This is a genomic window from Pseudomonas sp. B22129 (genome assembly GCF_044218875.1).
Lineage (GTDB): Bacteria > Pseudomonadota > Gammaproteobacteria > Pseudomonadales > Pseudomonadaceae > Aquipseudomonas.
Window position 1 is genome coordinate 127,036 of record NZ_CP162592.1, and the last position, 14,619, is coordinate 141,654.

The window sequence follows — 14,619 nt, forward strand, 5'->3', positions numbered from 1 at the left end:
GAGCAAGCCCGCTCCCACATTTTTTGACCGCGCTCACACAGCAATCACTGGTGTGTCCTTGATGAACACGCTGTACCGCGCGCCCTCCATGGTCTCAAAGGCGATCAGCTTGTCCACCAGCGGCAGGTTCAGCACCTTGCCGGCATTGAGCAGCAACATGCCGTTATCCGCGTTCAAGTTGCGCGCCAGTACCATGCCCTCCTCCAGTTCGCGCGTGCCGAGGACTTTGACGTTCGGGTCGCCCAGCGTCACGTCATTGAGGTAGGTGGCGCACACCCGCACAAAGTCTTCGACCATCTCGGGGTCATAGAGCCGCCCGGCGTATTTGCGGATGTACAGCAACGCTTCGTCGCTGTTCATCTGCCGCTCCAGGATCAAGCCTTTTTGCAGCTCGATAAAATCCACGGCGAGTTTCAGCAGCCGGGAACCTGCGGGAATCGCCTCACCTTTGAGGTGGTCGGGGAAACCGCTGCCGTCCCAACGCTCCTGATGATGGCGGATCAGGCGCGCCGCGTCTTTCATCGGTTCCAGGGTCATCAGCAGCGATTCACTTTGCGTGGCGTAGGCGCGATAGCGCTCACGGTCGGCGCTGTGCAGCAAATCCGAGGGCGAGGCCATCATGCTGTCGCTCCAGCTCAGCTTGCCAATGTTGTACAGCGCGGCCGCCATGGTCAGGTCCCGGTTGCTCGCCTCGTCCACGCCATGGGTGACGCACCAGGTGCGCACCAGTTCGATGATCTGCCGGTTGGTCTGCTTGGCACGCGGCAGGCGCAGGTTGGCCAGCAGCGAGAACACTTCAGTGCCGGTCGCGTAGCTGTGCTTGAGTTCTTCGTAGGCCAGGTCGAGCATATCGGCGGTTTGCTGCAGCTCGCTGGTGCGCGCGGCCACACGTTTTTCCAGGGAAGCATTGAGCTGCTTGAGCTCGTCGTTCTGCTGCTGGATCAGTTGCTCCAGCCGCCCGCGCTCACGCTCTGAATGTTGATGGGCCAGGGATTGGCGCAGGGCCAGGAGCAACTCCTCGTCATTCCAGGGTTTGCTCAGGTAGCGGTAGATCTGGCCCTCGTTGATGGCTTTGACGATCAGCGTCAGGTCGGTCTCGCCGGTCAGCAGGATGCGCACAGTATGGGGGTAGGCTTGATGGATATGGGCCAGCAACGAAGCACCGTCGATGTCCGGCAGGCGCGCGGCGCTCATCACCAGGTCAACAGGCTGACTGGCGAGAATCGTCAAGGCGTCGGCAGCGCAGGTTGCACTGTGCAGTTCAAAAGGTTCAAGGCGCAGCAATTGCGTCAGGCTGTGCAATACGTCCGGGTGGGCGTCGATCAACAGCACCACGGCACGGTCGCTATCGGTGAACGTAACTGACTCTCCCATGGGACACCTCGGATCGTCGGCATGCAGTCCTTACGGTCTGGTTTTGCCCTCCTGGCGTTTACTGAGGAGTCTAGCCGGTTTTTCGGAAAGTGATGGCGTTACGATATCAACGCATAAAAAAAGCCGCTCCAGAAACCGGAGCGGCCTTCGAGGTGAAACCTCTATGCCTCACGCGTCAGCTTTTTTCGGGCTGGAGCCGAACGAAGCGAAACGCTTGTTGAACCCGGCAATCCGGCCTTCGGCCTGAGTCTTGCGCTGTTGGCCGGTGTAGATCGGGTGCGAGGCGCTGGAAACGTCCAGCGGAATGTAAGGGTATGTGTTGCCGTCGCTGTACTTGTGGGTGCGGTCGCTGTCGGCGGTGGAGCCGATCAGGAAAAACACGTCGGCGGCGGTGTCGTGGAACAGCACGGTGCGGTAATCGGGATGGATACCAGCTTTCATAAGGCCTCCGGGGCGTTTGGGTGCATTTAACGTGTTATACAGTAACACAAATCATGCGCCCAAACGAGAACCGATTGCAATAAGAATAGACCAGCAACGTCTATGCAGCTTCTTGAAAGTCCATTTCCGGCGGCTGTTTGGAGAAGCCACGCGTCAGGAAACCCAGGTAAACCAGCCCGATTGCCAACCACACCACGCCCAGGTAAATCGCCAGGTGATCAAGGCTGATCATCAACCACACATCCGCCAGCAGGCCGATGGTCGGGAACACCAGAAACAGGATCAGCTCACGTACACCGCGTTGCTTGGCGCCCACCCAGTAATGAAAGATCACCGACAGGTTCACCAGGCTGAACGCCAGGAACGCACCGAAGTTGATAAACGAGGTGGACGTGGTCACATCCAGCTTCAACGCGAGCAAAGCCACCACCGCACACAGCAGAATGCTGTTCACCGGCGTACCAAAACGCTCATGCAACGTCCCGAAGAACGACTTGGGCAACACACCGTCACGCCCCATTGCAAACAGCAGGCGCGAACCGCTGGCCTGGGCCGACAGCCCCGAGGCGAACTGGCCGACGATCAGGCCGATCAGGAAGATCGACACGAACAGGTCACCGCCGATATTGCGCGCGATTTCATACGCGGCCGAATCCACGTCGGCAAACTCGAAAGACGGGTGAGCGACCTGCACGAAGTATGACACCCCGACAAAAATCAGCCCGCCAATCAAGGTGATCAACATGATCGCCCGTGGGATGGTGCGGCGTGGGTCACGGGTTTCCTCGGTGAGGGTGCTGACCGCGTCAAAACCCAGGAAGGAATAGCACGCGATGGCCGCGCCGCTCATGATCAACGGCATCTGCATCTGGCCGTTGAAGAATGGGGTGATGGTCCACAGTGGCTTGCTTGCATCACCGCCGATGTAGTGGATGCACAACACCACGAACGCAATCAGGACCAGCGCCTGCACCAGCATCAGCAACGCGTTGATGCCATTGGCCAGTTTCAGGCCGATGATATTGATCAAGGTGGTGATGCCGATAAACGCCAGCACCCAGACCCACTGTGGCACGGCTGGAAATGCGGAATGCAGGTACGCCGCGCCAATCAGCCAGATGGCCATCGGCAGGAACAGGTAGTCGAGCAACACCGCCCAACCGGCGATAAAGCCCAGTTTCGGGCTGATAGCTTTGCGCACATAGCTATAGGCCGAACCGGCCACCGGAAAGGCCGACGCCATACGCCCGTAACTCATGGCGGTGAAGAACATCGCCACCAGGGCGGCCAGGTAAGCGGCGGGCACCATGCCGGCGGTGGATTGCGCCAGGATGCCGAAGGTGCCGAGCACGATGATTGGCGTCATATAGGCGATGCCAAACAGCACCACCGACCCTAACGACAGGGTGCGTTGCAAACGAGCCATGAGCGATTCTCCGCTGATTTATTAGATTTATGGCAGAACTGAAGTCGGTGAAGCACGAGCACTATTTTTATGATGGATACAGCTTTTGTGGCGAGGGAGCTTGCTCCCGCTGGGCTGCGTAGCGGCCCCAACATCTCAGGGCCGCTTCGCGCCCCAGCGGGAGCAAGCTCCCTCGCCACAGGGGTCTGTGTTAAGTCCGAGGGATCAGCAGTTCGCGAGTCCCATCGCTGTGCTCAATCACCTCACCCGGCAATTTCAAGCGCTGGTCATCCAGGTAGCGGTAATCCTTGCGAGCCGCCGCCAGATGGTCGAGATCCAGCTCAACCGTGAATTGCCCTTCCTCGCGCCCGGCTTCGAACAGCAAGGTACCGAACGGATCAACCAGGGCGCTGCCGCCGGCAAACACCAGGTCGCCGTCGCCTTCTTCCACGCGGTTGACCATCAGCGCGAACGCCTGGTTTTCCTGGGCACGGGCCATGATCGCGGTGCGGTGGGTGGGGCCGTACGGGTCCATGTTGCCGTTGGTCACCAACAACAGCTGCGCACCCAATTGCCCCAATGCGCGGGCGGTTTCCGGGAACTCGATGTCGTAGCAGATCAACAAGCCGACGCGTACGCCATTCCACAGGCACGTGGCGTAGCGATCACCGGGGTTGACCACGCCGCGTTCCAAAGGCCACAGATGGGTCTTGCGATAACGCAAGGCGATGCCCTCAGGCGTGATCAGCAAGGTGGTGTTATAGAATTGGCCGTCATCGTTCTCGATCATGCCGATGACCACGGCAATATCACGCGCACGCGCGGCCTGGATAACCGCCTGCACGGTGGGGCCATCCAGCGGCTCGGCAACTTCGGCGACGGTTTCGGCCGACGGGAAGCCTGTCAGGTGGGTCTCCGGAAACACGATCAGTTGCGTATCGGCGGCGCAGGCAGCAATTGCCGCCAAGGCGCGCTCAAGGTTGTAAGCTGTGTCGTTATCACGGCCTGCCAACTGGGCAAATTCGACCTTCATGAGTATTCCTTGTTCTTTATCTGTGCCGCAGTATGCGCAGCCACAACCTGCCAGGGAATTACGCGGCGGGGGTAACCCGATAGGGGTAGATCAATGACCATGTCGCTGGATGACATCGCCTGGCACCGTTCGGTGGGGCAAATGATAGACGCGCTGGACCAGGCCAATTTCTGGACCCAGCTTGTCAGATTGCTGGACCAGTACGTGCCGTTCGACAGTTGGGTAGCCCTGCTGTTCAGCAGCGAACACCGGCCCCTGGTGTTCGCCGAATGCCCAGGCCTTGACGGCGCGCCCGACCAACTCTTCCAGGACTACCTCAACGGTCTCTACCTGCTCGACCCCTTCTACATGGCCAGCCGCGAACTGTCGCGCACGGGCCTGTTTCGCCTGGCCGAAGTCGCGCCGGAGCACTTCGAACTCACCGAGTATTACCAGCGCTACTTTCGCCTGAACGTGGTGGCCGACGAAATCCAGTTCAATTGCCAACTGCCGGATGGGCGTACCCTGTGCCTGTCGCTGGGCTCAAGGCAACGTTTTGACCCGGCGCAGATTGCCCTGCTGTCGTTGATTCAACCCTGGATACTGAGCCTGCTGCGCCAGCGCCTGCCCTTTGAGCTCAACCAGGTCAGCGCGCCGCAACCCCCGCTGCACAATGATGAATGGGGCGCGCAACTCACCGCTCGCGAGCTGGATGTGGGCCGCTTGATGCTCAGCGGTTGCTCCAGCAAGGAAATCGCTCGTAAGCTGGAAATCTCTGTTGAAACCGTGAAAGTCCATAAGAAACACATGTACAGCAAGCTAGGGATCAAATCCCAGTCGGAGCTGTTCTCGATCTTTCTACAGGCGCAAAACGCCTAGCCGATGAGTCCGAACCCAAGGAAAACCGTATGAGCCTGTCGTTACTAAGCCGTTACGCCTTCTTTGCCGTGTGCGTCATTTTCACCCTCGCCAGCCTCCCGTTTATCGAACATGAATGGCTGTGGCCCATCACCGTGGTCACCGGCATTCTCAGCCTGATCGGCCTGTTCGACCTGCTGCAGAGCCCCCACGCAGTGCGCCGCAACTACCCGATCCTGGGCAATATCCGTTACCTGGTAGAAGCCATCCGCCCGGAAATCCGCCAATACCTGCTCGAATCCGACAGCGACGCCCTGCCCTTCTCCCGGGCCCAGCGTTCGCTGGTGTATTCGCGCGCCAAAAATGAAAGCGCCGACAAACCGTTCGGCACGTTGATCGACGTGTACCAGTCAGGCTTCGAGTTTATCGGCCACTCCATGCGCCCCGCGCCGTTGAGTGACCCGAGCGCGTTTCGCGTGATGGTCGGCGGCCCGCAGTGCAAGCAGCCGTACTCGGCGTCGGTGTTCAATATCTCGGCGATGAGCTTTGGCTCGCTCAGCGCCAACGCCATCCGCGCGCTGAACCAGGGCGCCAAGCTCGGCAACTTTGCCCACGACACCGGCGAAGGCAGCATCAGCCCTTACCACCGCGAGAACGGCGGCGACCTCACGTGGGAATTGGGCAGTGGTTACTTTGGCTGCCGCACCAGTGACGGCCGTTTCGACCCCGAACGCTTCGCCGTGCAGGCGCAAAACCCGCAAGTGCGCATGATCGAAATCAAGATGAGCCAGGGCGCCAAGCCCGGCCACGGCGGCATCCTGCCCAAGCACAAGGTCACCAAAGAGATCGCCGAAACCCGCGGCATTCTGATGGGTGAAGACTGTGTGTCACCGTCGCGTCACAGCGCGTTTTCAACGCCCGTCGAAATGATGCAGTTCATCGCCCAACTGCGCGAACTGTCCGGCGGCAAACCGGTGGGTTTCAAGTTCTGCCTGGGCCACCCGTGGGAGTTCATGGGCATCGCCAAGGCCATGCTTGAAACCGGCATCCTCCCGGACTTTATCGTGGTCGACGGCAAGGAGGGCGGCACCGGCGCGGCACCTGTGGAGTTCACCGACCATATCGGCGTACCGCTGCGTGAAGGCCTGCTGTTTGTGCACAACACCCTGGTGGGCCTGAACCTGCGCGACAAGATCAAGCTCGGCGCCAGCGGCAAGATCGTCAGCGCCTTCGACATCGCCAGCGTGCTGGCCATCGGCGCCGACTGGGCCAACTCGGCGCGCGGCTTCATGTTCGCCATCGGTTGCATTCAGTCACAAAGTTGCCACACCAATAAATGCCCGACCGGCGTGGCCACTCAAGACCCGTTGCGCCAGCGCGCACTGGTGGTGCCGGACAAGGCCCAGCGCGTGTTCAACTTCCACCGCAACACCCTCAAGGCGCTGGCGGAAATGCTCGCCGCCGCCGGCCTGGACCACCCCTCGCAGTTGTCCGCCAAGCACTTGGTACGGCGCATGTCGGCGACTGAGATCAAGCTGTTCTCGCAGCTGCATGTGTTCCTCAAACCCGGCGAATTGCTCACCGGTGAGGTGAATGGCGAGTTCTATTCGCGCATGTGGCAGATGGCGCGGGCCGACAGCTTCGAACCCCATGAAGAAGTAGCCGCCTGACCCCCTTCCCCCAGCCTGCCCACCCCGGGGCAGGCTGTTGAGACATTCAGTAATACCCAGCCTTTGCAATTGCTTACAAATACCGCCAACCTGCGCGCCGCCCGACGCAAGGCGTACACCCATACTGCCGCCTGCGTGTTATCAGTAAACCCTTTGTTCAAGAGCCCGCTGCCATGCTGAACGGACGCGACCCGCGCATCGATTTTTTTCGGGGCTTGGCGTTGATCTTCATTTTCTGGGATCACGTCCCCCACAACCCACTCGGCCAGATCACTCTGCGTAACTTCGGTTTCAGCGACGCGGCGGAAATTTTTGTGTTCCTGGCTGGCTTCGCCTCGGTGCTGGCCTACGGTAAAGTCCTGCAACGCGAAGGCTATTGGATGGCCTGCCTGAAAATCCTGCGCCGCACCTGGGTGCTTTACGTGGTGCACATCTTTTTACTGGCGGTATTGATGGGCATCGTGTTCTTCGCCAACAGCCACGTCGAGACACGTGACTTGGTGCAAGAGATGGGCATGACCCACTTCATCAGCGACCCTCAACGCGCTTTGCTGGATGAACTGCTGTTGCGCTTCAAGCCCAACCTGATGGACCCACTGCCGCTGTACATCGTATTACTCGCCAGCCTGGCGCTGGTGTTACCGCTGATGCTGCGTAGGCCCTGGGTGCTTGTTGCCATGTCGCTGACGGTGTATCTGCTGGCGCCATGGATGGGCTGGAACCTGCGGGCAATTGCCGATGGCGTGTGGTATTTCAACCCTGTGACCTGGCAGTTGCTCTTCATACTGGGTGGCGCGGCAGCGGTACGCAGCCAACAACCCAAAGCCGTTGAAACCCGTGCCTTGCCACGCCAACCGCTGTTTGTCGCGGCGGCCGTGTATGTCGTGGTCGCCGGCATCCTGACCCTGTCGTGGCGCTGGCCGCAGATTCATGATGCGGTGATGCCGGCGGTGATCAGCGACTTGATCTACCCGATCAGCAAGACCGACCTGTCCCCCCTGCGCCTCCTGCATTTCCTGGCTCTGGCCTATGTCATTTCCAAGCTGTTGCCCTCTGCCGGTTGGACACAAAACCCGGTGGCCGCGCAGATAGGCCGCATGGGCCGTTTCTCGCTGGAAATCTTCTGCCTGGGGGTGGTCCTGGCGCCGCTGGCCGACATGCTCAATGCCATGGCTGGCGATACCCTGGCGATACAACTGCTGACAGCTCTCACAGGGGTTTTGCTGATGGCCGCACTGGGCGCCTGGCTGGAGCTGAACAAACACTTGAATCAGCGCCGCACTACATAGCTAGCGCCCGCCATGGGCGGGTGGATGCTTCCATTTCTCTCCACATTTATTGTGAAAGGAAGCAGCCCAATGCCCAACCACCAACTCCTCAACGGCCTGTCCGGCCACTTGCAGTCCAGCGAATCCTGGGGCCGGCAACAGGCCCTCGAAATACTGCGCCACACGCTGGCGCAGTCGATGAGGAGCCTCTCGCCTGAACAGCAGCGCGAGTACATCCGCCTGCAACGTGACGCCGTCACCGCACTCCAGGCGGTGGAAACAGAAAACGCAGCCCTTGTGGAACAGTTCAAAACCGGCGGCCTGGCCCAGCTGCGCAGCAAACTCGGCGGCATCGACCCGGAAAAAGTCTTCATCAATACGCGTTACCTGGAAAAGCTCGATACGCCCCTGCCCTGGGAACCCCGCAGCAGCGCCCTCGGCGGCTTGGCGCATGCCCCGCGTTTTCGCCGTGCCGTCGATGAATGGAAGTACCGCGTACACGTCTCAAGAATGTCGCTATGGGAAGCGGCGTGCCTGAACTTCGACTTCGGCACCGGCAACCCGCAGGCGTCCGGGCACAGCCACGTGGATGCGTCCTACCTGACCGGCGTGGAAGAACAACAACTGAGCGTCAGCCAATTTATCGCCATCAGCCGCGAACTGGACCTGGGCGGCCAACTGCAAACCGAGTTGGCCAAAGCCCTCGGCCCGAGCGGAAAACTGCAAGGCCTGATCGAGGCCAGCGCCCGTGCCCATCTGTTGTTTGAGGCGCTGGAAGCGTATCGCAGCCGCGCCAGCAGTGGCGTGACACAGGCTATGTATGACGCGCTGGTGGCCGACATCGGCGGCGGCGCGGCACTGCCCTTCGAGACGCTGAGCATGGACCTCGACAACACGCTGATCCAGGGCGTGCCGTTTGTACCTTCGGGCGAAAGTATCCCGGTGCCCTTGCTGCTGATTCATGTAGCCAGCCTGGGCGTAGTCTCCTACTTCCCGTTCCGCCCCGGTGGCGCCATGCGCTATCACGTCGACGCCAAAAGCGCCGGCACGCACTTTCTCGCCGACCTCAAGCGTAGCTATCACGACGGCGACTTGGGCTGGTTCTCCCGGCAATTGCCGGTGACAGAAATCAATCAGTTCAAAGACCTGCTGCGCGAAGAGCCGCGCCCCGAAGGTCTGAGCCTGGTGGCGGGTTTTCTCTACGATTCCTTTCATACGCTGTTCCCGGAAAAGACTCTGGCGCACGTCCGCTTCGTCAACGACCCCAAGCCTGATCGCCCGCTGCGCCTGCTGCAAGCCCTGACCTTTCGCCATATCCAGCACTACCAGGCCAACCTCGGCATGCTTGCCACCCGACGCTCGGAACGCGACCTGCAGGGCGTGATTGATGGCGCTGCGGCGATCGCCGCCGAGATCATGGAGCTGCTGATGACCCCGGTGCCCGGCGGCGTCACCGGTTTAAACCGGCTGATGCAGGCAGTGGTATTCGGCAACCTGGCGTATAGCCTGATCATCGGTATCGACAAAGCTGCCAAAGGCGAAGCCAGTGACTTTGCCGCTGCGATGGCCGACGTGGCGGACCTGGCGATCAATGGCCTGCTGATTTCCACCGCCGGGCGCGCGCATCGCCAGCGTATCGAAGGCCTGCTCAGACGCCTGGGCAACCCGCGCAAAGTGCCGCGCAGCGGCGGCGGTCATGAACTGTGGAAACCCGACATCACCCCCTACGCCAGCCCCAACCAGCGCCTGCTCGACGGCCAGACGCCCAATGCTCAGGGCCTGTACCTGATCAACGGCGCGCAGTATGCAAGGGTGCAGCAGGGCGACCAGCAAATCGTCGCGCAGGTCAGCCCTGATCCCACGACCATGGGCTTTGTGCTCAAGCGCAAGAATGGCAATGGCTTGGCTGCACCCGTTGTATTCGACCCCAGGCTTCAAGCCTGGGTCCTCGACCTGCACGGTGCCGGCACGCTCTCGAACGCTCAATTGATCGGGCAGATGCTACCCAACGGCGAGGCGCCAGTGCCGGCGGTGCAAATCCGCAACCTGCTGCGCAGCACCGCCGTGCCCCGCGCGACCCTGGACGCCATTTGGGCAGGTGAGCCACCGCCGGTCAACCTGATCGAGGCAAGCCGGCGGGTGCAAGTCGATCGGGTCATCGAACAATTGAGCAACGGTTTTCACCGCCGCGGCAACATCCCCGCCCATGCCGGCAGCGCCATCTTCAGCCTGTTGACCCAACTGCCCACCTGGCCTGCCGAGGCTGTCATCCATGTGTATGACCGGCATGGCGAACTGGTGGAAAGCTACGCCGCCAACGACAACGTCACACTGGCCATTCACCTCAAGCGCAGAGACGACGGCACCTACAGCGAACGAGATACGCCGGACACCCACGTCGCCACTCTGGAGGCTTTGTTCGAGCTGATCATTCGCCAGCAACCCGCCACGTCAACCCTGGGCAAGGAAGGCAGTGCGCACCTCACCGAGGCCCAGCGCATTGCGCGGCTACGCGTGCAGATCAGTACGTTGGCCCACAAGGAACGGATAGCGTTGTTCAGTGCGATGACACGCTACAGTAGCTACGCCCGGCATGAGGTGCCGGTGGGCGACCCAGCCCGTGCGTTTGTGCCGATAAAGGCTGCAACCCATGGCGTGGAGGCCTCCCCGCTGTTGACTCGTTTACAGGCGGAGTTTGCGCCTCTGCGCCCTGCCAACCTCAAGCAATTGCTGGAGCAAACGCCCCTGAGCACAACGCAGCAAAGTGCCTACCTCAACGACGGCAAGCTGCCCGCCAGCGTACGCGAACACCTTGAACAACATCGCACTGCCCTGCGCATTGATGCCGTGATAGATGGCCTGTATCACTCGCGCGCCTACAGCCTCGACACCGATCAATGGGCCAGGGAGTTCTCCAAAAACCTGTTGCTCAAACGCCTCAATCGCGACTTCGTCGTCACCGAAATGGTCACCGCAGAGGCACCCAACCGCTACAAGAACAGCGGCCCGGACGACACCACCGTGGAGTTGCTGCATTACGGTGACGGGCGCTACGAAGCCTACGACATGCGCAACGCCGGGCCGATTCCGGTATCGCCCGATGTGGACAGTTTTTACCTCGCCATTGCCTCGGTACTGCAGCCTCACGAGCGCACCCTGCTGGGCATCAGTTCTGCCAGCGATGCCCAGGGTCTGCGCAATACCCTTGGTGATCTAATGAGCGAACGCCGCAGCCCTGCCGGCCTGGTCAGCCTGCTCGATCACTCACTGGGGCAATACCAGCAAAACCTGGTACTGCCCATCGACCTTAAGCCAAACCCCGAAGGTTTGTATGACTGGGAAGGCCAGCAACTGCTGCCGTTGTACGGTTCGTTCTACCCGGTGACCTATGACCAGACCGTGCGCAAGTGGCGGCTCAAGCACCCACAGAAAGTCGGTGTCGACACACCTCGCCTTGAACATAATCACAAGGGCGCCTGGCGCCTGGAAACCGAAAACCCGTTGAGCTGGGACGAGCATCATCTGTTTTCACGCCTGGGAGCGGTTGATTTCAATATGGACCAGCCCACCGCCGCACGCCTGCTCAAGCTCACCGATACGCCGGCCCGTGCCTTGCGAGAGGTGCATTGCGCCGGTATTGCGCCGCCGCCACTGCTTAAAGACAGCAGTAAACGTTTCGGTATAGAGCGTCAGATCCTGCACTTCATCAAGGCCATGACCACCTATTCGGCCACACGCACGGCGCGCCCCTCGTTGCAATTGCTGTTGGTGTGCGCGCTGCCGCAGTGGCCGGCAAGCCATGTATTGGTCCTGCACGATGAGGCAGGCCGCGCGACAGCGCACTACCCGTCCGCCAACGCCGATGCGCCCAACAAGGTCCGCATGTCCCAGGCGCAGAGCCGCGGCCTGGAACCGCTGCTCCCGCTGGTGCGCAATGACGCACTGACCAACGCCCTGCTTGGCGAACTCCCCGAAGGCCAGGCAGAGCGCCTGTTCAAGCTGGCAAAGAAGATCGCCGAACACGCCTATCGCGAACGCGCACAGCTGTTCGATACGCTCTATGCCCAAAGCGAGCGCAACGGCAACTCCCTGCACAACCGACTGCGCCTCCATTTCCCGCAGCTGCCTGGCAGTGCGCTCCAGGCGTTGCTGGACGAGGCTACGCCCAAAGAACTCAAACAGCTCAACGAGAGAGACCAGGTACCGCTGCGCCTGCAGGAGCAAGCCAGGTTGACCGCCAACGATGTACGCCTCAACCGCGCGTTCGAAGGGTTATACCTGACTACGCTGGCCAATCCCGACAGCGAAAAAATCATCCTGCATGCACTCAAGTTGCTACCCGGCTGGCCCGCCAATGTACGCCTGGATATTCATCACGGCAGCGCCAGCGGGCCCCTGCTGGAAAGCGCCGGGCACCTGGCGGGCAGCGAACGCAAAATCCTCGCCCGGGTCGATGGCCGCTACCAGGCCTATGACGCCGACAACCGATTGATCAGCGACAGCGGGGACACCTCCACCGATTTACTCACCGCCATCTGGCGCATGTTGAGCGACAGCCAGCGCGAAGCCCTGGGGCTGGACGACAGTGGCGATACAACGGCCCTGCGCAATCCAATCGCCGAGCTGGCGCTCAACCAGCGCATCGCCATCAAGGACCTGCTCGGCCTGCCGCACATTCCGTACTGGTTGCAACCGCCGATGCGGGTCAACAGCTCATTCGTTGCCTACCCCTTCAGCCTGCGCAACCTTTGGCCGTTCGGCGGTCCGCAGGCGGTAGACCTGGTCAGTAAGGTACGCGAGCTTTACCCCAGGATGGGTCGCGCCGATGCCAATCAGCTCATCGACTCCCTGGGCCTGAGTGAACCGGCAGCACTGCTCGAACTGGAACGGCGCAAGGCCGAATACCAGGCGCTTGAGTTCGGCCTTGATCAATGGGCAACCGCCGAATACGCCATCGACGCCGATGACCCTTTAGGTCTGCACCTTGCGCGGCGCCGCCTGGTGGCGATGCAAATACTTAAAGCCTGGCGGCGGGAGACACGGCAACTCATCGCCAATGGGTTGTTCGATGCCCATAGCCTGGAATTGTTATTGGACGGTAACACGCTGCCCGACGCCGACTTCATCCTGAGCGCCCGGGGCTTCGAACACATCGAATACCTGAACATCGCCGGCGACAGCTACCCAGCCTCGGGCAACGCGTTCCTGAGCAAGTTCACGAATCTCAAGTCGTTGAAGCTCGATTGTATGCTCAACGAGCTGCCCAACAGCGTTACTGACATGACGCAACTGGAGCACCTGGACCTGAGCGACAACAACATCACCCTCACCGCCGAATCACGCCAGCGCCTGACCGGCCTGACCCGCCTGGAAGTGCTGAACCTGGACGGCAACCCGTTGGGGCTGACACCGGATGTCACCGGTATGACCCACCTGCTGAACCTGACCCTGCAACAGACCGGTATCAACCAATGGCCCATCGGTGCCGAACGGCTGACCCAACTGCATAGCCTGTTACTGCAGGAAAACCAGATCACCACCGTGCCTGCCGTGCTGCTCACCGACCCTCGCATGCGCGCGGCCAACCGCGGCACCGTCCTGCATGACAACCCCTTGAGCGAAGCCACCCGGCAACAACTGACCGAATACCGCCAGCGCACCAATATGGTTCTGGGCGGCGCCATGCCTGGCATCCTGCATGTGCATGCCACCCCCAACGACGTGACGCAGTGGCTGGAAGGCGTACCTGCCGCCGACCACGCACAGCGTAAAACCGTATGGGAACAACTGAAAAATCATGAGGGGGCAAGCCCTGATGATGCCTTCCGGGTGATCCGGGATTTGACCATGGCCCACGACTATATCCACAGCACAGCCACCCGAAAGACCCTCACGGCACGTGTGTGGCGCTTGCTTCAAGCGTTGGCTGAATCCCATGAGCTGCGTGAAAGCGTCTTTCTCAACACCTATGTGGCCGGCACCTGTGGCGACGGCGCCATCCTGACCTTTATCGATATGGAACTGCGGCACAAACAGCACCAGGCCAAGGCCCAACCCAGCACTAACCAGGCGAACCGCGAGTTGCTGGCGCTGGCCAAAGGCATGTTTTACCTGCGTAGCCTCGATCAATTTGCCGAAGACCATCTGCAAAGGCTGCGCAACCAAGGCAAAGATCCGGATGATGCGGAGGTCAAGCTCTACCTCAGGCTCAAGCTCGCCCGCGAGTTTGACCTGCCGGTGTTAGAGGAAGAGCGGCTCTACAACCCGGGCGAGGACCTGGCCACCCAGGACCTGGCGAACATTCGCAAGGCAATGCTCGCCTTGAAGTCAACAAGCGCTGCGGAGAACGCGTTGCTGATGGAAGAATTCTGGATCCAGTACCTGGCGCGCCACGTCCCGGAACCTTTTGCCACGATCGAAGACACCGCACGCCACAAGCTGGAGCTGCTGAAGCAGGAAGTACCCGACACCCGCTCAGACGATTACCAGGAGCGGCGCCAATCCATCACGCAAGAGAAGGAGGCCGAACTCAACCGCCTGATCGGCCAACTGACCCGTGCGGCCCAAAGCGGGGCGCAACGGGCCGAGTAA

The 14,619-nt window shown here is 60.8% G+C and carries 8 protein-coding genes; 4 read left to right on the forward strand and 4 right to left on the reverse strand.

The genetic code is table 11. The annotated features are described in order from the left end of the window. Positions 1-33 precede the first annotated feature (33 nt). The 4 genes from AB4P94_RS00630 to AB4P94_RS00645 form a co-directional block, all read right to left on the reverse strand. Positions 34-1,374 (reverse strand): HD domain-containing phosphohydrolase, encoded by a 1,341-nt coding sequence (locus AB4P94_RS00630; RefSeq protein ID WP_395608975.1) that lies wholly within the window; start codon positions 1,372-1,374, stop codon positions 34-36. A gap of 168 nt (positions 1,375-1,542) precedes the next feature. Continuing rightward, positions 1,543-1,815: a type B 50S ribosomal protein L31 gene (locus AB4P94_RS00635; protein ID WP_395608976.1), complete on the reverse strand. Its 273-nt coding sequence runs from the start codon at positions 1,813-1,815 to the stop codon at positions 1,543-1,545. A gap of 100 nt (positions 1,816-1,915) precedes the next feature. After that, entirely contained in the window at positions 1,916-3,241 is a 1,326-nt protein-coding gene (locus tag AB4P94_RS00640) for an APC family permease (protein WP_395608977.1), read from the reverse strand. Between the two features lie 190 nt (positions 3,242-3,431). Further along, positions 3,432-4,253, reverse strand: a complete 822-nt coding sequence (locus AB4P94_RS00645; RefSeq protein WP_395608978.1) for a carbon-nitrogen hydrolase family protein — start codon at positions 4,251-4,253, stop codon at positions 3,432-3,434. A gap of 93 nt (positions 4,254-4,346) precedes the next feature. On the opposite strand from AB4P94_RS00645, the gene AB4P94_RS00650 reads away from it, so the two are divergent. From AB4P94_RS00650 to AB4P94_RS00665, 4 genes are all read left to right on the forward strand, one after another. Continuing rightward, positions 4,347-5,111, forward strand: a complete 765-nt coding sequence (locus AB4P94_RS00650; protein WP_395608979.1) for a response regulator transcription factor — start codon at positions 4,347-4,349, stop codon at positions 5,109-5,111. Between the two features lie 29 nt (positions 5,112-5,140). Further along, positions 5,141-6,760, forward strand: coding sequence for an FMN-binding glutamate synthase family protein (locus AB4P94_RS00655; RefSeq protein WP_395608980.1), 1,620 nt, complete (start codon positions 5,141-5,143; stop codon positions 6,758-6,760). 173 nt (positions 6,761-6,933) lie between these two features. Beyond that, positions 6,934-8,049: an OpgC family protein gene (locus tag AB4P94_RS00660; protein WP_395608981.1), complete on the forward strand. Its 1,116-nt coding sequence runs from the start codon at positions 6,934-6,936 to the stop codon at positions 8,047-8,049. A 69-nt stretch (positions 8,050-8,118) separates the two neighbouring features. Further along, positions 8,119-14,619, forward strand: coding sequence for an NEL-type E3 ubiquitin ligase domain-containing protein (locus tag AB4P94_RS00665; protein WP_395608982.1), 6,501 nt, complete (start codon positions 8,119-8,121; stop codon positions 14,617-14,619).

Coding starts and splice junctions, on each gene's coding strand:
- AB4P94_RS00630 (WP_395608975.1), bottom strand. CDS start 1,374: ATGGGAGAGTCAGTTACGTTCACCGATAGCGACCGTGCCGTGGTGCTG.
- AB4P94_RS00635 (WP_395608976.1), bottom strand. CDS start 1,815: ATGAAAGCTGGTATCCATCCCGATTACCGCACCGTGCTGTTCCACGAC.
- AB4P94_RS00640 (WP_395608977.1), bottom strand. CDS start 3,241: ATGGCTCGTTTGCAACGCACCCTGTCGTTAGGGTCGGTGGTGCTGTTT.
- AB4P94_RS00645 (WP_395608978.1), bottom strand. CDS start 4,253: ATGAAGGTCGAATTTGCCCAGTTGGCAGGCCGTGATAACGACACAGCT.
- AB4P94_RS00650 (WP_395608979.1), top strand. CDS start 4,347: ATGACCATGTCGCTGGATGACATCGCCTGGCACCGTTCGGTGGGGCAA.
- AB4P94_RS00655 (WP_395608980.1), top strand. CDS start 5,141: ATGAGCCTGTCGTTACTAAGCCGTTACGCCTTCTTTGCCGTGTGCGTC.
- AB4P94_RS00660 (WP_395608981.1), top strand. CDS start 6,934: ATGCTGAACGGACGCGACCCGCGCATCGATTTTTTTCGGGGCTTGGCG.
- AB4P94_RS00665 (WP_395608982.1), top strand. CDS start 8,119: ATGCCCAACCACCAACTCCTCAACGGCCTGTCCGGCCACTTGCAGTCC.